The sequence below is a fragment of the Rhizobium sp. A22-96 genome (assembly GCF_053521805.1).
Genome location: NZ_JBNWDQ010000003.1, coordinates 752,444 through 769,073 on the forward strand (window position 1 = coordinate 752,444; position 16,630 = coordinate 769,073).

Here is a 16,630-nt window from a genome sequence, read left to right on the forward strand (position 1 = left end):
AGACGTTCATGGCTAAGGTTCTGGTTCTCTACTATTCGGCTTACGGTCACATCGAGAAGATGGCCTATGCCGTCGCAGAAGGCGCAAAGTCCGCTGGCGCCGAAGTCACCGTGAAGCGCGTGCCCGAGCTCGTGCCGGAAGAGGTCGCAAAGGCCTCCTATTTCAAGCTCGATCAGGAAGCACCTGTTGCAACGCCTGACGAACTGGCCGAGTACGATGCCATCATCGTCGGCGCAGGCACCCGCTTCGGTACGGTCGCCTCGCAGATGCGCAATTTCTGGGATCAGACCGGCGGTCTCTGGTTCGGCGGTAAGCTGGTCGGCAAGGTCGGCTCGGTCTTCACATCCTCTGCCACCCAGCACGGCGGCCAGGAATCGACCATCCTCGGCTTCATCCCCACCCTGCTGCACCACGGCATGGCTGTCGTAGGCCTTCCCTATGCATTCCAGGGCCAGATGGGCACCGAGGAAGTCAAGGGCGGCTCGCCCTACGGCGCTTCCACCATCACCAACGGCGACGGCTCGCGCCAGCCTTCCGAAATCGAGCTGGAAGCAGCAAAGTTCCAGGGGGCCCATGTCGCCAAGATCGCTGCCAAGCTGACCGCCTAATTCGAGCTTTGCATATTGAGGAAACGGCGCGGCGGAAGCTGCGCCTTTTTCGTTTGGGCATGAAGGATTTCGTGTTTGGTGCGGACGACGGGGGTCGAACCCGTACGGATCACTCCGAGGGATTTTAAGTCCCTTGCGTCTACCAGTTTCGCCACGTCCGCGTGCCTTTCCCCTTCAAGCACTTGAGCGATTCAGTCAAGGAAATGTTTTGACGAAAGCGAGCCAGCTGGCCTGGGCGCGCCGCGCTACAAGAAGTATCCGGTGCGATAAGCTCAGCGTCCTTTGAGGACTGCGATGAGTGCCGGGGTTGCCTTCTTCTGCTGGAAGAGGGCTTTGAAATCCGCATAGCTTATTTTTCCGAAAGCGAGGCCGTTCGTCAGCCGCTGGCAGAAAAGCCGCTTCGCGTCGCTTTTCTGCGATTTCACATAAAAGGCGATCTCATCCAGCGTTTCTGAAGGCAAGTGCTGCGACATGCACTTTTCGGCGACCAGCGCACGGGCGCTCGGGCTTTCCTTCAAGATCGGGATCGCCTTCTCGAAGCTTTCCTTCTGCGGTGTGCAGGAGGCCAGAATGGCGAGAGTGAAGACGAATGACGCGGATCGGATCAAGCGCATGATGATGGTCTCCCTAGAATAATATCGGGATAAACACCTTTCGCGCGATTCTCAATCGCAAGCGCAATTATGAAGTTAACTCTTGCGCTGTCGCTGGTAGGCGAAGCCCGCCTGAGCCGACGGGTCGGTTCTTGGACGGGCCTCTAACCATCATCATGATGGCTGTCCCGTATTGGAGAGAGGCAGGTCCGTGCTGTCAATTCGCAGATTTCGGGGGGATTTCGAGGATGGAAGGCATCTATCCTCGATCCGGACGATTCATCATGAACAATATCGATCCTGCAGGTCGGAAAGGATGCTAAACAGGCTTTCTTTGGTCATCTTTCCTGTGCCATAGCGGGAATGGATTGAAAAAGGACGGATAACCGTGGACAAACAAACTGTTCTCGAAGCCACCGAGGCCATGCGTGGTCTCTTTCCCGCAACGCCGCTGCAGCTGAACGAGCATCTTTCGGCGCGCTACGGCGCCGAGATTTGGCTGAAGCGCGAGGATCTGACGCCGGTCCGTTCCTACAAGATTCGCGGCGCCTTCAATTTCTTCCGCAAGGTGATTGCCGAGGGCGGCACGGAGAAGACCTTCGTCTGCGCATCCGCCGGCAATCATGCGCAAGGCTTTGCCTTCGTCTGCCGGCATTTCGGCGTGCCGGGCGTGGTCTACATGCCGGTCACGACGCCGCAGCAAAAGATCGACAAGACGCGCATCTTCGGCGGCGAATTCATCACCATCAAGCTCTTCGGCGATTTCTTCGACCAATGCTATCAGGCGGCGCGCGAGCACGTCGAGAAGATCGACGGCGTCATGGTGCCGCCGTTTGATCATGTGGATATCATCGAGGGGCAGGCAACTGTTGCCGCCGAAATCGCCGAACAGCTGCCGGAAGGTGTCGTGCCCGACCGTATCCTTCTGCCTGTGGGCGGCGGCGGTCTGGCGGCCGGCATCACCAGCTATTTTGCCGATCGGCTTGCCCGTGACGCTTTCGTCTTCGCCGAGCCGGCCGGCGCGCCGAGCCTCAGGCGCAGCATCGAGGCGGGGCAGGTGGTTACGCTGACCAAGGTCGACAACTTCGTCGATGGCGCCGCCGTCGGTCGTATCGGCGATCTGAATTTCGCCGCGCTGAAGGATTTTGCCGCCGAGCAGGTCCAACTCATCGATGAGAACGCCATCTGCGTCACCATCGCCGACATGCTGAACGTCGAGGGTGTGGTGCTAGAGCCCGCCGGCGCATTGGCGATCACCGCGCTCGAGACCCTGGATCGCGACAGCATTCGCGGCAAGACCATCGTCGCCGTTGTCTCAGGCGGCAATTTCGACTTCGAGCGCCTGCCTGACGTCAAGGAGCGCGCTATGCGTTACGCCGGGCTGAAGAAATACTTCATCCTGCGTCTCGCGCAGCGTCCCGGTGCCTTGAGGGATTTCCTCAACATGCTCGGACCCGAGGATGACATCGCGCGTTTCGAATATCTGAAGAAGAGCGCCCGCAATTTCGGCTCGATCCTGATCGGCATCGAGACGAAGAATCCGGACAACTTCAAGGAGCTTATCGCCCAGTTCGAAAAGTCGGGCATGGGGTATGAGGACATCACCGAAAACGACATCCTGGCAAACCTGATCATTTGACTTTGCGAGCCTGCAACCTTCGTGCTAAAGGCGATCCATGGCTTCGTTCTTTTCAAATATCATCTCGATCTTCACCGGTGGCGCGTCGCAGGCGGGCTCCGAAAAGTCCGGCGGCTCGACTGTCGGTGCCGAGCCTCAGATGCATGCCGGTTGCACGATCCATGCAACGCCGCAGCGCGAAGGCAATCAGTTCCGCCTCATGGGCCGGATCGAGAAGGACGTGAACGGCGAAATCCTGGTGCGCAACTTCATTCGCGCCGATGTTTTCAGCTCGTCGGACGATGCCGTGGAATCGACCTTCCGCAAGGCGCAGCAGATCATCGATCAGAATGGCCCGTCGCTGTTCGGCGATGGCGAGAAGATCCGCCAAGTCTAATTCCAAAGCTAATTGGTGATAAGCCGTGAGCGGTAAAAGCCATCGAAGGAACTGAGTGTTCCTTCGATGGCTAGCAATCTCATGCTGCCACGGAAATCTGCGGTTCGTTGGTAACGGGAAAATTCACCGAGCGCGCAATGAAGCACATTTCGTGCGCCTTGTGATGCAGCTCAAGCGCTATCTTTGCGTCCGATGTGGCGTCGATGACGATCCTGGGATGCAGGGTGACTGAGGTGAATTGCCCGGCGCCACCACTCTCTTCCAGCATGATTCCCTCCGCTGCGTCCTCGTAAGACAGGACGACAACGCCGGCTTGCGCGCAAAGGCCGAGATACCAAAGCTTGTGACAGGCCGAGAGTGATGCGACCAGCAGTTCCTCGGGGTTCCAGCGCGCTGGATCGCCTCGGAAACTCGGGTCGGAAGAGCCGGTGATCGCCGGTTTACCCTCGGCACGTATCTCATGATCTCGTTTATAGCCGCGGTAGCTCGACGTTCCGATGCCGTCATTTCCGGTCCAGACGACATTGACGATGTAGGTATGCAGCTTGTCTTTCACGAGAACCCTCCGACTTCACACCAGTAAGTCTGTGCTCCGGATGTATTCCATCGAAGCATCGTGATCGCGTATACTGCAACGGATCGGCTGAAGGCTTAAGCCACTTTTGCGATAAATTGCAGACCGGTCTCGCGCGGCAATCGGAATTCGGAGATGCGAGCCGCATTCCCGAAAAGGAAAGGCCGCCTCCAGCATCACGCTTCCGGCGGCCTTCTTAATAAGGCCAAGGCACCGGCTCGCAAAGAGACGAGCGGGCGCCTAAGCTCTGTAGGCTCAACCCTTGCGGAATATCTTGGCGCCGGAGGGGGCGTTGATGGCACCGCCGTCAACCGTGATCTCGATCGCCGTGACGTTGACGGAATCGTCTGATGCGAGATAGAGGGCGGCCTTGGCGAGCTCATCGGCTTCGCTCATACGACCGAGCGGGCTCAAGCTGCCGAGATAGGCCTCGAGCGCGTCCTTGGCGTCCGGCGTTGCTGCACTTGAATCCCAGATCGGTGTCCTGGTGGCGCCAGGAGTGACCTGGTTGACGCGGATGCCGCGCGGAGCGAGCTCCGATGCCAGATTGCGGGTCATGGCGCGAACGGCGCCCTTCGTGCCCGCATAGGCCGAATAACCGGGAATACCGAGCACGGCATGAACAGAGCCATTCAGGATCACGGAGCCGCCGTCGTTCAGATAGGGCAGCGCGGCCTGCACGGTGAAGAAGACGCCGGTGAAATTGATGCGGACGATGGTCTCGAACTGCTCGAGCGTGGTCTGGCCGACCGGGGTTTCGCCGCCAATCCCGGCATTGGCGAAGACGATGTCGAATTTTCCGAGCTTCTCCGTCGCCTGAGCGAAAGCCTTCTCCATTGCCGGAATGTCTGTGGTGTCGGCCTGCAAGGCCAGCACGTTGTCACCCAGTTCCTTTGCGGCCGCTGCAAGCGTCTGCGGATTGCGGCCGGTGATGACGACCTTTGCACCCTCGGCGAGGAAGAGGCGGGCTGTAGCGAGGCCGATACCGCTGTTTCCGCCCGTGATGACGGCGACCTTGTTCTTGAGACGCATGTTCATAGCTCCTGTTGGCTTTTCTCACGATCTGGATTATGATCGTTCTCTATAAGGATTATGTTCGTAATCCATTTTGTCAAGGCTAAGCGGAAAGGATTCTCGATGGGCCGTTCACAATTGGAAAAACAGAAGACGCATGAACGCATCGTCGAGCTTGCCGCGAGACGCCTGCGAGAAGAGGGCCTGGACGGGATCGGCGTCGCGGATCTGATGAAGGAAGCGGGACTGACCGTCGGCGGCTTCTACAAGCACTTCGCCTCTCGTGACGAGCTGGTGGCGGAGGCGGTGCAATCGGCTGTCGAATCCTGGCGGAAACAGCAGGAGGAGAAAGGCATCGATCCCGCACACATACCGCTGAATGAGTATGTCGAGACCTATCTCAGCGAAACTCATCGGGATCATTGCGGCGAGGGCTGCGCCTATGCCGCACTGACGGCAGACATGGCCCGCAGCAGCGAGGCGGTCCGCACTATCGCAACGGAAGGACTACGGAAGAATTTCGATGCCATGACGGCGCGTATGCCGCAGCCGGAAACGATCGATGCAAGGCAGAAGGCGATTATCGCATCCTGCCTGATGACCGGCGCCGTCGGTCTCGCGCGCGTGGCCAACGACGAAACGCTCTCCAGTGAAATTCTGGAGACGGTGAACCAGTTCGTGAAGAGTTTGGCGAAGGCCGAATAAAAATGAAAAGGCGGCCGACAAATGCCGACCGCCTTCAATGCTTGGGTAGCGCCGTCGATTAGGCAGCAAGCGCCAGTTCGGATGCGCGGGCCTGAGCGGCACCGATTGCCTTCTCGACTGCTTCCGGACCGAAGGCGATGCCTTCGACATAGACGGTCTCGACTTCGGTAATGCCGATGAAGGCGAGAACCGACTTCAGGTACGGGACAGCATGGTTCAACGGAGCAGCCGGGCCTTCGGAGTAAACGCCGCCGGATGCGAGAACGATATAGGCCTTCTTACCGGTAGCCAGGCCCTTCGGGCCGGTTTCGGTGTAGGTGAAGGTACGGCCGGCGCGAGCGATGTTATCGATCCAGGTCTTCAGCGACGAATAGATGTTGAAGTTGATGAGGCCGGTGCCGATGACCACGGTGTCGGCAGCGAGCAGTTCGTCGACGAGTGCGTCGGAAACCTTCACCAGTTCGTTCTGTTCAGGTGTGCGAGCGTCAACGGGCGTGCGGATCGCGGCCGTGAAAGGGCCGTCGATATGCGGCAGCGCGTCGGCGGCGAGGTCGCGATGAACGATGGTCTTGCCCGGGTTGTTTGCCTTGATCTTGTCGGCAAGCTCGGTGGCGATCTTGGTCGAGAGCGAGTCAGCGCGCGGGCTGGATGTCAGAAGCAGAATGGAGGACATGTCGTTATTCCTTTTCAATGAGTTGCGAAATCGGGCGGGAGAACCCGATCACCTTCCCCCAAAGAGATAAGTCCTCAGTGCCATCGAGAAAAACTGTGATAATATGGATCATAGTTATCGATAGAATGGATGGCAGATGCTCCCCAATCCCACCCTCGACCAATTGCAGGTCTTTCTGACCGTTGCGGAATCAGGCAGTTTTTCGGCTGCCTCGCGCGTGCTCAACCGTGCTCAGTCGGTCATCAGCTATACGATCGCCAATCTGGAGGCGCAGCTTGAAATGCCGCTGTTCGAGCGCTCTGGCTCGCGCCAGCCGAGATTGACGGATGCGGGCAGGGTGATGCTGGAGGATGCGCGGCGCATCCTGTCGGACCTTCAGGTGATGCGCGCCAGGGTGAAGGGCTTGAAGACTGGGCTTGAGGCGGAAGTGTCCGTTGCCATCAGCGTCATGGTGCCGGTCCATGCCACCGTCGACGTGCTGCGGGAATTCCGTGACCGCTTCCCCTTTGTGTCGCTGCGTCTCGATACTGGTGAGCTTGGTTCGATGCTGGAGCTGGTTACCAGTGGCAAATCGACGATCGGTATTGGCGGCTCGATATTGAAGCAGGATGATGCATTGGTCATCGAACGCATCGGCCATTCCTTCATGTTACCGGTCGCAGCGCCCACCCATCCGCTTGCCCGTCTGGGACGGCCGCTGGCGCTTGCCGATGTGCGCGAGGAAGTGCAGCTGGTCGTCACCGATGCCTCAAGCCTCACGAACGGCAAGGATTTCAATGTCCTGTCCTACAAGATCTGGCATGTCAGCGATATCGCCACCAAGCATCAGTTGATCCGCGGCGGGCTTGGTTGGGGTGGGCTACCGGCCTCGTTCATCATGGAGGATTTGCAGAAGGGGCGTCTGGTGCCGCTGGCGCTGGATGCCTACGACCAGAGCGAATATCCGATCTATGCGGTTCGCAAGCTCGATAACCCTCCCGGTCCGGCTGCGGCCTGGATGATCGAAGCCTTCAGCTCACGCCTTTCCCGCTGCCCGAACCAGGCGGATTTCAAGGCGGCGGTCGAGATGTTTCATCCGGAAGAGACGCAGCTGGCAGCCGAATGAGGACCCTCTCCCCGAGCCGGGGAGAGGGCGATATTCTGACGGCTTACAGCACCAGCCGGTAATTGCGGAAGCCGTCGGCACCTTCGCCGGCGTCTTCGATCTTCACGCTCTTAACCTGATCCAGGAAATCCTTGGCCTTTGGCGAGCTCTGGAACACCGCTGTCGTGCCCGGCAGCGGCTTGAAGGTCCAGTTGCCGTCGGCGGTCGGATTGATCGTGCCCTGATCGTGCACGTAGCGCACGATGACGTCGCGGTTGGTATCCGGTGCCTGGTAGACGACCTTGTCGGCGCCGATCTCGGGGAAATTGCCACCGCCGCCGGCGCGATAGTTGTTGCTGACCACGACGAATTTCTGCGTGGGATCGATCGGCTTGCCATCGAACTGCAGGTTCTGGATGCGGTTCGAATCGGCATTCAGAACCTTGCCGTCATCGCCGAAGCGGCGCGGTTGCGACACGTCGATCTGGTAGGTGACGCCGTCGATCACGTCGAAATTGTAGGATGGGAAGGCGTTGTTGATAAGATCGGCATCCTTGGCGCCGGGCTTGACCTGATTGAACATGGCAGCCGACATTTCCAGCCAGTTCTTGACCTGCGCGCCGTTGATGACGACGGCCTGCACCGTGTTGGGATAGAGGTAGAGGTCGGCGACGTTCTTGATGGCGATATTGCCGGCCGGAACGTCCGTATAGTAGTCGGCGCCGTTGCGGCCGCCGCATTTGAAGGGAGCTGCGGCTGAAAGAACCGGCAGGTCCTTGTAATGCGTCTCCTTCAGCATGTCCTTGATGTACCAGACCTGCGCCTGGCTGACGATCTGGACGGATGGATCGTCCGCGACCAGCGCGAAATAGGAGTAGAGCGGTGCGGAGGTCTTGCCGACGGGCGTGCGGACATAGGTCAGCGTCGCTTCATGCTCGGCCTTGGCCGCTTCCACCACTTCCTTTTTGTCGGCAACATCGGCGATGACCTTCTTCTTGTCGTCGCGGTGATAGATCGGCCGCGCCTCGGAGGTGAAATCGACGATCTTCCAGCTCTTGCCGTCCTTTTCGAGCAGCAGGTCGATGAGGCCGAGATGCGACCCCCAGAAGCCGGCCATGACGGCAGGCTTGCCATGCAGCGTGCCCTTGACCGGATCGGCATCCTTGATGCCGTCCCAAGTCTTTGGGCCAGGGAAGACGAGATGCTGGTGGCCGGTGAAGACGGCGTCGATGCCGTCAACGGCAGCAACATAGAGCGAGGCGTTTTCCATCTTGTCGGATGGGCCGCTGCCGTCGATACCGGAATGCGAGAGAGCGATGATGATATCCGCACCCTCAGCCTTCATGACCGGCACCCAGGCCTTAGCGGCTTCGACGATATCGCGCGTCTGCGCCTTGCCTTCGAGGTTCTTGATATCCCAGAGCATGATCTGCGGCGGCACGAAGCCGATGAAGCCGATCTTGATCGGGCTTTCATTGCCTGATCCGTCCTTGATCTTCTTTTCCTGGATCAGATAGGGCTTGAAGAACAGGTCGTCCTTCGTCGGATCGGAAGCGAGCTGGCCCTTTGTCAGATTGGCGCAGACGAAGGGGAAGTTCGCGCCGGCCAGCACCTTGAACATGAAGTCGAGGCCGTAATTGAATTCGTGGTTGCCGAGCGTTCCAACGGAGTAGCCGAGCGTGTTCATTGCCTTGATGACGGGATGGACGTCGCCGTCCTTCATGCCGTGCTGGTAGGCCATGTAATCGCCCATCGGGTTGCCCTGCAGCACGTCGCCATTGTCGATCAACAGCGAGTTGGTAGCTTCCGCACGGATGTTGTCGATGATCGTCGCGGTACGCGTCAGACCCATCGTGTCATTCGGCTTGTCGGCATAGTAGTCGTAGGGGAAGACGTTGACGTGGATGTCAGTGGTTTCCATGAGACGCAGATGCGCCTGGTTGCCGGCCGCGCGCGCTGCAAAGGGATGCAGCATGATCAACGCCGCAGTGGCACTGAGGCCCTGCAGCAGGGAACGGCGCGACATACTGGGCAAATCCAGAATGGAAGACATGAAACACTCCTTCTACGGTGGGGCTATGGTCCCGCGATCATCTCTCGGGTGAGGGAGATTAGGACGATTTGCGAAGGTGTGCACCAGTAATGTGACAGGCTTATTGTGGACGGCGATCGGCAGCCTTCCGCAAGCGCTTAACGTTTCAGAACCGGCTTTATGTCCTTGTGGAAAAAGCGGAAATAGGAAGCGACCTTTGCCGATGCATTGGACGAGCGGTCGAACTCGATGCCGATACGGCCGTTGTGGGCCCAACGGACGAAACCATCCAGCAGGCCGATATCATCGCATTCGACACGAACCTTGCTGCCTGCAGCTGCATAGAGCGGTCCCTGTAGATCGAGAGCAATCCCACTGGTGGAAATGTTGACGACACGGCCTGCAACAAGCTTGGTGAAATACCGCACGTGGCCGGTTAGTCGGGCATGTTGGCGCGGCGAACCTCGTGACTTGATCTTCAGATTATCTTGAACGAGAGATTTCGAAGAGGACTGCATAATGTTATCCCGGCTCGCACATCTTTTTTCAGGTTTTGGATAGCATGCGTGCATTGAAAAATTCTTAGGGTAACCGCTAAAATTGTAAGCGAACGTCTCGAATCGGCACCAGTCTCAGACGATCAGCTGGGAAGTTTCTTCGAGGGCCAGCAGGTTTCCTGTTGTTGGGCGGACGTCGATTGGCAAGCAGATATGGAAAAGGGGAAGGACGTTGCGCATCGTTTCTTTGAATGCATGGGGCGGCCAGTTGCATGAGCCGCTCATGCCTTATCTCATCGATGTGGATGCGGATGTCCTGTGCCTGCAGGAAGTTGTGCGTACACTCGATTCGAAGTCCGATTGGCTTGTTTATCGCGATCACGGCGTGGAGCTTCAGCAACGGGCGAATCTCTTCGAGGAGCTGCAGGCCGCCCTACCGGGTCACGATGCATTCTTCCTTCCGGTTGCGCGGGGTGATCTCTTCGACAGCGACCGACAGCTCTTTTCGGAATTTGGCCTGGCGACCTTCGTCCGTAAGTCCTATCCGGTCATCGGTCAGGCCACCGGGTTCGTGCACGGCGAATTTTCGGCCAACGGCTGGGGCGCGCATCCAAGGTCGCGCAATGCCCACTGCATCCGCCTTTTCGACTATGAGCACGATTACCCGATCACCATTGCCCATATGCACGGCCTTCGCGATACGGCGGGCAAGGGAGATACGCCCGCCCGGCGTCATCAGGCGGATGCACTGGTTGAGATTATCCGTCAGGTGCGGCAAGGCGACGAGCGGCTGGTTGTCTGCGGCGATTTCAATGTGTTGCCGGATAGCGTTACATTCGAAGCTCTCGGCAACCTTGGTCTTGTCGATCTCGTCACCTCACGGGGACATGACGATACCCGCACGTCTCACTACAAAAAGCAGCCTCGTTTTGCCGATTACATGCTGGTGACGCCAGATGTTGAGGTGATCAAATTCGATCCCGTGGCCGAGCCCGAGGTATCGGATCACCGCGCGTTGCTGCTGGACCTGCGATGATAGAGTTCAAAGGCCGACATTCGGCCGGTCGATGATCTCGCGCAGGGCGAAGCTGGAATTGATCTTCACGACATGCGGCAGCGCCGAAAGCCAGTCGCGATGGATGCGCTCATAGTCTTCCAGATCGCGTGTGGCGACGCGTAATATGTAGTCGTATTCCCCCGACATGAGGTAGCAGGAGAGCACGTTCGGACAACGCTTCACGGCCGTTTCGAACTCCGAAAGCGTCTTGGCGAATTGGCCGGACAGCGAGATATGCACGAAGGCGATCATCTTGTAGTCCAGCGCCTTGTGCGACAGATGCGCATGATAGCCGTCGATGACGCCGTTCTTTTCCAAGATATCGAGCCGGCGCGAGCAGGCCGATGGCGACAGGCCGACCTTCTCGGCGAGATCCGCATTGGTCATCCGCGCGTTCTGCTGCAGCATCCGCAGAATCGAATGATCGATGGCGTCGAGGTCAGACATTCGAAGATCCTTCGAAAAAACTCTTGTTGGCGCAATAATTCACGAAAAATGATGGTAGCGCAAATCGTCTTTGCAAGGACATTGCAGAGCGGAGGTGGTCTGATTTCCCTCGGAGAGATTGCAGACGCAAAACCATTCGAGGAGGAATGAAATGCGCGTTGGTTGCCCCAAGGAAATCAAGAACCACGAATATCGCGTCGGCCTGACGCCGGCATCCGTCCGTGAATATGTCGCCCATGGCCACGAGGTCTGGGTCGAGACGAAGGCCGGTGCCGGCATCGGTGCCGACGATCATGCCTATATCGCCGCCGGCGCCAAGATCGCCGCCAGCGCCAAGGATATTTTCGACAAGTGCGACATGATCGTGAAGGTCAAGGAGCCGCAGCCTTCCGAATGGGCGCAGCTTCGTGAGGGCCAGCTTCTCTACACCTATCTGCATCTGGCACCCGATCCGGAGCAGACCAAGGGCCTGCTGGCTTCGGGCGTGACCGCCATTGCCTATGAGACCGTCACCGACGAGCGTGGCGGCCTGCCACTGCTGGCGCCGATGTCCGAGGTCGCTGGCCGTCTATCGATCCAGGCGGGTGCCACGGCCCTGCAGAAGGCCAATGGCGGCCTCGGTATCCTGCTCGGCGGCGTGCCGGGCGTTCTGCCGGCCAAGGTCACCATCATCGGCGGTGGTGTCGTCGGCCTGCATGCGGCCAAGATGGCGGCTGGTCTCGGCGCCGACGTCAGCATCCTCGACCGCTCGCTGCCGCGCCTGCGCCAGCTGGACGATATCTTCAACGGCCGCGTCCACACCCGCTATTCCAGCATTCAGGCGCTGGAAGAGGAAGTCTTCTCCGCCGACCTGGTCATCGGCGCAGTTCTGATCCCCGGTGCCGCTGCGCCGAAACTCGTCACGCATGAGATGCTGTCCGGCATGAAGAAGGGCTCGGTCATTGTCGACGTCGCCATCGATCAGGGCGGCTGCTTCGAAACCTCGCATGCGACAACCCATTCCGACCCGACCTACGTGGTCGAGGGCGTCGTGCACTATTGTGTCGCCAACATGCCCGGCGCTGTTCCGGTCACCTCGGCGCACGCGCTGAATAACGCCACCATCTATCACGGTCTGGCCTTGGCCGATCGCGGCCTGCGCGCCATCGCGGAAGACAAGCACCTCCGCAATGGCCTTAACGTGCACAAGGGCCGCGTCACCAACAAGCCGGTGGCTGAAGCCTTGGGTTACGAGGCCGTCGCGCCGGAAAGCATTCTGAACGTCGCGTAAAGCCCATCGCGCGTACGTCAGATGGAAACGCCGGCATCCGTGTATGCCGGCGTTTCGGTTTTATCGATCCGGCACTGATAGCAGTTGTTGCGCGCCGAGCGAACATGGACATAGGCGATGTCGGGACGTTCGAGCAGCGAGGCGGCATAGGCAGGAATATCCCCCGTCGGCGTTACGGCGCCGGTTCCATAGACGATGCGGTTGTTCTTCCCATAACCACGCACGATGAAGTCGCGGCTGGTCGCCAGCACGGGCGGCAGGACTTCCGCTGCCTCGTAGCGCTTGCAGGGCGTCTTGTGCAGGAAGATCGGGCCGGTTTCCGCATAGGGCTGCAATTCCGGGAAGGGGCGGTAGGCAAAGACGAAAAGCTCTTCGCCGGCCGCGATATTGTGCAGGCAGTGGCGGCAGGGATGACCCGGACCATCGGAGATCATGGTCTCCGGCTGGTGACCATAGGCGTCGGCACCACCGTTCCAGAGAATTTCGGCATCGGATGTGGGCATGGCTGCAAAGGTGACGGAAGGCATGGCAAAGCTCCTTTCGAGATTTACCATGTGATGCTCCGGACCAGCGCAGGAAGCCACCCGATTCCTGCCGCCCCTAAAATACCCTAGCCCTTCCTGGCGAGCTCCAGCAGTTCCTTATCGCTCAGTGGTCGGACGATGCCTTCGCCGGTTGATGTCGGCGAGAAGCCGAACATCTGGTAGAGCTGCAGGGCTCGCGGATGATCGAGATTGTTCGTCGTCGTCACGATGCGTTGCGGGTTCAGCGCCCAGATCGCGTAGAGCGACTGGAGCAGGAACCATTTGCCGATGCCGAGGCCGAGCGCATTTTCGATGAGGCCGAAATGGCTGAGCTCGATCGTCTCTTCATCCTGACGGAAATATTCGAAGAAGCCGCCCGGTGCGCCGTTGACGTAGAGCACGCTGATGTCATTGCGCGGGTCGTGGAGGGCCGACGCCAATTCCTCGTCAGAGAGGCGAAGCCTGTCGACCCAGTGCCAGCGGGCGCCGACCTGGCGATAGAGATAACGATAGAAGGGTAGCGGAATGCCCGGAGAACGCATGATGGCCGTCTGGATGTTGACCGGCACCGCCAGACTGGTCTTGGGCGGCGCCGTCATTTCCAGACGGGTGATATGGACCTTGATCGATGAAGGGGTTTTCACGACCGCGCTGCTCAATCTTGACCAGTAACGATGGGCGTATCCGGGCGGCTGCCCCATTCCGACCAGGAGCCGTCATAGAGCTTGTTGTCGCCATGGCCGAGCGATTCGAGCGCCAGCGTGATGATTGCTGCGGTAATGCCCGAGCCGCAGGTGGTGACGACAGGCTTGTCGAGATCGATGCCGGCCTTCTCTATCGTCTCACGCAGTTCCGGCAAGGACTTGAACTTGCCGTTCGTGGCAAACACACCCGATGGCAGGTTACGAGCTCCCGGCATATGGCCCGAGCGCATGCCTTCGCGCGGCTCCGGCTCTGCGGCTGCAAAGCGGCCGGCGCTGCGTGCGTCCGCGATCTGCAGGGCGTGGCTATCGACGATGCCACGCATCTCTTCAAGGGAAACGACACGGCTGCCGTTGAACTTCGGCTTGAAGGTCGCCGCTTCGAAGGCAGGTAGCGCTGTTTCCAGCGGACGTCCCTCGGCCTTCCAGCCATCCAGGCCGCCGTCGAGCACGAAGACGTTCGGTGCCCCCATGACGATGTGGAACAGCCACCAGACGCGCGGTGAAGCAAACAGGCCCGGGCCGTCATAGATGACGATGCGGTCGGTCTCACTGATGCCGAGCTTGCCGACTTCCGCGGCAAAGAATTCGGGCGAGGGGACCATATGCGGCAGGTTGGTCGAATGATCCGATATCTTGTCCTGATCGAAGCGGATGGCGCCCGGAATATGGCCGCTGGCATATTCGGCGTCGGCATTGCGCTTCTGCGCCGGTAGATAGAAGGACGCGTCGAGGATGCGCAGGTCCTTGGCACCCAACTCGCTCTGCAGCCAGTCGGCGGATACGACGAAACGGCTCTTGTCCGCTGCCATGATGATCTCTCCCTGCTATGATTTATCGGCTTGGATATGGGGATATGGATATGGGCGCTGGCCCGGTCAATTCTCGTCGGTCGATGCCCCGAACCGAATGCGGAAGCGGCGGTTTTCCTTGCCCTTCTTTTCGATCTTGGCGATGTGGATCGCCCCGACTTCCTGTGTCTCGGACACATGTGTGCCGCCGCAGGGCTGGCTGTCAACGGCGGAATCCTCGCCGATGCAGACAAGACTGACGCGGCCAAGCCCCATCGGCGGCCGCACGTTCTTGGATTTGACGATGCCGGGATTGGCCGCCAGTTCCTCGTCGGTGATCCACTGGAGGAACACGGGATGGTTCTCATTGATGAGGGCCATCATCTTGGCCGTCACTTCGTCCTTGTAGATCGTCTCGCTCATGTCGAAATCGACCCGGCTTTCTTCCTCGCCGACCGCTGCACCGGTGATCGGGTAGGGGCAGATCACCGAGAGCAGGTGACAGGCCGTGTGCATGCGCATCAGCTTGTAGCGGCGCGGCCAGTCGATATGCAGCACCAGCTTTTCGCCGAGAATGGGCAGAGGTTCGCCTTCGAGCGGCACATGGATGATGATGTCTTTGATCGGACCATGCTTCGTCTGCCCAAGCATGATCCTGGAACCGTCACCGCGTTCCAGGAAGCCGGTATCACCAGGCTGTCCGCCCGAGGTTGCGTAAAAGCAGGTCTGGTCGAGCTCGATGCCCCCGTCTTCATGGATTGCGGTTACCACCGCCTCTGCGGTCGAGAGGTAGAAATCGTCACGATAGAGGGCATTCACGGTCATGAGTTCACGCTACTGTTTCATATGGGACGGAAATATCCGTCCGCTTTGCAAGATAGGATGGCAGCGGCAGGCCCTTCGACTTCAGAAAATCCGGATTGAAGAGCTTGGACTGATAGCGATTGCCGTAATCGCACAGGATGGTCACGATCGTATGTCCCGGGCCAAGATCCCTCGCCAGGCGTACGGCGCCCGCGATGTTGATGGCCGTCGAGCCGCCAAGGCACAGGCCTTCATATTCGACCAGATCGAAAAGATAGGGCAGGGCTTCTGCATCGGTGACCTGGTAGGCGAAATCAGGCGTAAAACCTTCCAGATTGGCCGTTATCCGGCCCTGGCCGATGCCCTCGGTGATCGAAGAGCCGGAGGATTTCAGCTCGCCGTTCTTGTAGAACTCATAAAGCGCGGCGCCTTCCGGGTCGGCGATGCCGATCTTGATGTCCTTGTTGAAGCCATGCAGGCCCATGGCGACGCCCGCCAATGTGCCACCGGAGCCGACCGAGCAGATGAAGCCGTCGATCTTGCCATTGGTGTCAGTCCAGATTTCCTTGGCGGTCGTCTCGATATGCGCCTGACGGTTGGCGACGTTGTCGAACTGGTTCGCCCAGATCGCGCCGTTCGGCTCCGTCTTTGCCAGTTGCTCGGCCAGCCGGCCCGAGACCTTCACATAATTGTTCGGGTTCTTGTAGGGAACGGCTGGAACCTCGACCAATTCAGCGCCGAGCAGCTTCAGCGCATCCTTCTTTTCCTGGCTCTGGGTTTCCGGAATGACGATAACAGTGCGATAGCCGAGTGCCTTGGCGACAAGCGTCAGGCCGATGCCAGTATTGCCGGCCGTGCCCTCGACGATAACGCCACCGGGCCTGAGCAACCCCTTCTTCTCGGCATCGCGAATGATATAGAGCGCGGCGCGATCCTTGACCGACTGACCGGGGTTGAGGAACTCGGCCTTGCCAAGGATGGTCGAGCCCGTCGCCTCGGAGGCGCCCTTGAGCTTGATCAGCGGCGTATTGCCAATTGCTTCGAGGACGGACGGATGGACGGTCATGGAATCTGCCTTCTGTTCGCAACTACTGTAAGAACGGTCTTTTCCCTTCACAAGGCGATATAGGCAAGAAATTCTGTTCCTCGCTCTTTGTTCGGCCCGCAAAATTCGTCTTGGGCGACGTTCTTTGGGGTAGTGCCGGCTCTCTTGCTAGTCTCCGATAAGTGACATCGATTTC

Annotated in this window: 19 protein-coding genes and 1 tRNA gene; 7 read left to right on the forward strand and 13 right to left on the reverse strand. The window is 59.1% G+C overall.

The features are described from left to right. The first annotated feature begins 8 nt into the window (after window positions 1–8). Window positions 9–608 (forward strand): NAD(P)H:quinone oxidoreductase type IV, encoded by a 600-nt coding sequence (wrbA, locus tag ACQZ6F_RS16455; protein WP_068386138.1) that lies wholly within the window; start codon window positions 9–11, stop codon window positions 606–608. A gap of 76 nt (window positions 609–684) precedes the next feature. Here wrbA and ACQZ6F_RS16460 read toward each other — a convergent pair. Continuing rightward, a tRNA-Leu gene (locus ACQZ6F_RS16460) sits at window positions 685–769 on the reverse strand. Between the two features lie 111 nt (window positions 770–880). Then, entirely contained in the window at window positions 881–1,222 is a 342-nt protein-coding gene (locus ACQZ6F_RS16465; RefSeq protein WP_449093358.1) for a hypothetical protein, read from the reverse strand. Window positions 1,223–1,625: 403 nt separating this feature from the next. Between ACQZ6F_RS16465 and ilvA the strand changes: the two genes are divergently transcribed. After that, entirely contained in the window at window positions 1,626–2,840 is a 1,215-nt protein-coding gene (gene ilvA, locus ACQZ6F_RS16470; protein ID WP_449093700.1) for a threonine ammonia-lyase, read from the forward strand. Between the two features lie 37 nt (window positions 2,841–2,877). Further along, complete coding sequence (locus ACQZ6F_RS16475; protein WP_449093357.1) at window positions 2,878–3,216, forward strand: HlyU domain-containing protein; 339 nt, start codon at window positions 2,878–2,880, stop codon at window positions 3,214–3,216. A gap of 79 nt (window positions 3,217–3,295) precedes the next feature. Here the strand turns inward: ACQZ6F_RS16475 and ACQZ6F_RS16480 are convergent, their stop codons facing one another. Then, entirely contained in the window at window positions 3,296–3,772 is a 477-nt protein-coding gene (locus tag ACQZ6F_RS16480; protein WP_449093356.1) for an OsmC family protein, read from the reverse strand. A gap of 273 nt (window positions 3,773–4,045) precedes the next feature. Beyond that, window positions 4,046–4,822, reverse strand: coding sequence for an SDR family NAD(P)-dependent oxidoreductase (locus ACQZ6F_RS16485; RefSeq protein ID WP_449093355.1), 777 nt, complete (start codon window positions 4,820–4,822; stop codon window positions 4,046–4,048). 105 nt (window positions 4,823–4,927) lie between these two features. Between ACQZ6F_RS16485 and ACQZ6F_RS16490 the strand changes: the two genes are divergently transcribed. Beyond that, complete coding sequence (locus ACQZ6F_RS16490; protein WP_449093354.1) at window positions 4,928–5,509, forward strand: TetR/AcrR family transcriptional regulator; 582 nt, start codon at window positions 4,928–4,930, stop codon at window positions 5,507–5,509. A 58-nt stretch (window positions 5,510–5,567) separates the two neighbouring features. Here the strand turns inward: ACQZ6F_RS16490 and ACQZ6F_RS16495 are convergent, their stop codons facing one another. Further along, on the reverse strand, window positions 5,568–6,182 hold the full coding sequence (locus ACQZ6F_RS16495; protein WP_449093353.1) for an FMN-dependent NADH-azoreductase: 615 nt from the start codon (window positions 6,180–6,182) through the stop codon (window positions 5,568–5,570). Between the two features lie 136 nt (window positions 6,183–6,318). On the opposite strand from ACQZ6F_RS16495, the gene ACQZ6F_RS16500 reads away from it, so the two are divergent. Then, on the forward strand, window positions 6,319–7,287 hold the full coding sequence (locus tag ACQZ6F_RS16500) for a LysR family transcriptional regulator (RefSeq protein ID WP_077469747.1): 969 nt from the start codon (window positions 6,319–6,321) through the stop codon (window positions 7,285–7,287). A gap of 43 nt (window positions 7,288–7,330) precedes the next feature. Here the strand turns inward: ACQZ6F_RS16500 and ACQZ6F_RS16505 are convergent, their stop codons facing one another. Both ACQZ6F_RS16505 and ACQZ6F_RS16510 read right to left on the reverse strand, forming a co-directional pair. Continuing rightward, window positions 7,331–9,319 carry a bifunctional 2',3'-cyclic-nucleotide 2'-phosphodiesterase/3'-nucleotidase gene (locus tag ACQZ6F_RS16505; protein WP_449093352.1) on the reverse strand — a complete coding sequence of 663 codons (1,989 nt, stop codon included), beginning with the start codon at window positions 9,317–9,319 and terminating at the stop codon, window positions 7,331–7,333. A 137-nt stretch (window positions 9,320–9,456) separates the two neighbouring features. After that, entirely contained in the window at window positions 9,457–9,816 is a 360-nt protein-coding gene (locus ACQZ6F_RS16510) for a PilZ domain-containing protein (protein ID WP_077469749.1), read from the reverse strand. Window positions 9,817–10,027: 211 nt separating this feature from the next. Here ACQZ6F_RS16510 and ACQZ6F_RS16515 point away from each other — a divergent pair, with 211 nt between their 5' ends. Beyond that, window positions 10,028–10,831: an endonuclease/exonuclease/phosphatase family protein gene (locus ACQZ6F_RS16515; protein ID WP_449093351.1), complete on the forward strand. Its 804-nt coding sequence runs from the start codon at window positions 10,028–10,030 to the stop codon at window positions 10,829–10,831. A 6-nt stretch (window positions 10,832–10,837) separates the two neighbouring features. Here ACQZ6F_RS16515 and ACQZ6F_RS16520 read toward each other — a convergent pair whose 3' ends face one another. Continuing rightward, window positions 10,838–11,299: an Lrp/AsnC family transcriptional regulator gene (locus tag ACQZ6F_RS16520; RefSeq protein WP_077469751.1), complete on the reverse strand. Its 462-nt coding sequence runs from the start codon at window positions 11,297–11,299 to the stop codon at window positions 10,838–10,840. A gap of 151 nt (window positions 11,300–11,450) precedes the next feature. Here ACQZ6F_RS16520 and ald point away from each other — a divergent pair, with 151 nt between their 5' ends. Beyond that, entirely contained in the window at window positions 11,451–12,569 is a 1,119-nt protein-coding gene (gene ald / locus ACQZ6F_RS16525) for an alanine dehydrogenase (RefSeq protein WP_068386147.1), read from the forward strand. Window positions 12,570–12,586: 17 nt separating this feature from the next. Here the strand turns inward: ald and ACQZ6F_RS16530 are convergent, their stop codons facing one another. The 5 genes from ACQZ6F_RS16530 to ACQZ6F_RS16550 all read right to left on the reverse strand — a co-directional run bounded on the left by ACQZ6F_RS16530 (window position 12,587) and on the right by ACQZ6F_RS16550 (window position 16,455). Further along, on the reverse strand, window positions 12,587–13,096 hold the full coding sequence (locus tag ACQZ6F_RS16530; RefSeq protein WP_449093699.1) for a DUF1203 domain-containing protein: 510 nt from the start codon (window positions 13,094–13,096) through the stop codon (window positions 12,587–12,589). An 83-nt stretch (window positions 13,097–13,179) separates the two neighbouring features. Further along, complete coding sequence (locus ACQZ6F_RS16535) at window positions 13,180–13,794, reverse strand: GNAT family N-acetyltransferase (protein ID WP_449093350.1); 615 nt, start codon at window positions 13,792–13,794, stop codon at window positions 13,180–13,182. Continuing rightward, window positions 13,749–14,606, reverse strand: coding sequence for a 3-mercaptopyruvate sulfurtransferase (gene sseA / locus ACQZ6F_RS16540; protein ID WP_449093349.1), 858 nt, complete (start codon window positions 14,604–14,606; stop codon window positions 13,749–13,751). The genes ACQZ6F_RS16535 and sseA overlap by 46 nt, the downstream gene beginning before the upstream one ends. A 66-nt stretch (window positions 14,607–14,672) precedes the next feature. Continuing rightward, window positions 14,673–15,410 carry an alanyl-tRNA editing protein gene (locus ACQZ6F_RS16545; protein ID WP_449093348.1) on the reverse strand — a complete coding sequence of 246 codons (738 nt, stop codon included), beginning with the start codon at window positions 15,408–15,410 and terminating at the stop codon, window positions 14,673–14,675. Between the two features lie 4 nt (window positions 15,411–15,414). Continuing rightward, a complete protein-coding gene (locus tag ACQZ6F_RS16550; protein ID WP_449093347.1) occupies window positions 15,415–16,455 on the reverse strand; it encodes a cysteine synthase A in 1,041 nt (346 codons plus the stop codon). Window positions 16,456–16,630: the final 175 nt, after the last annotated feature.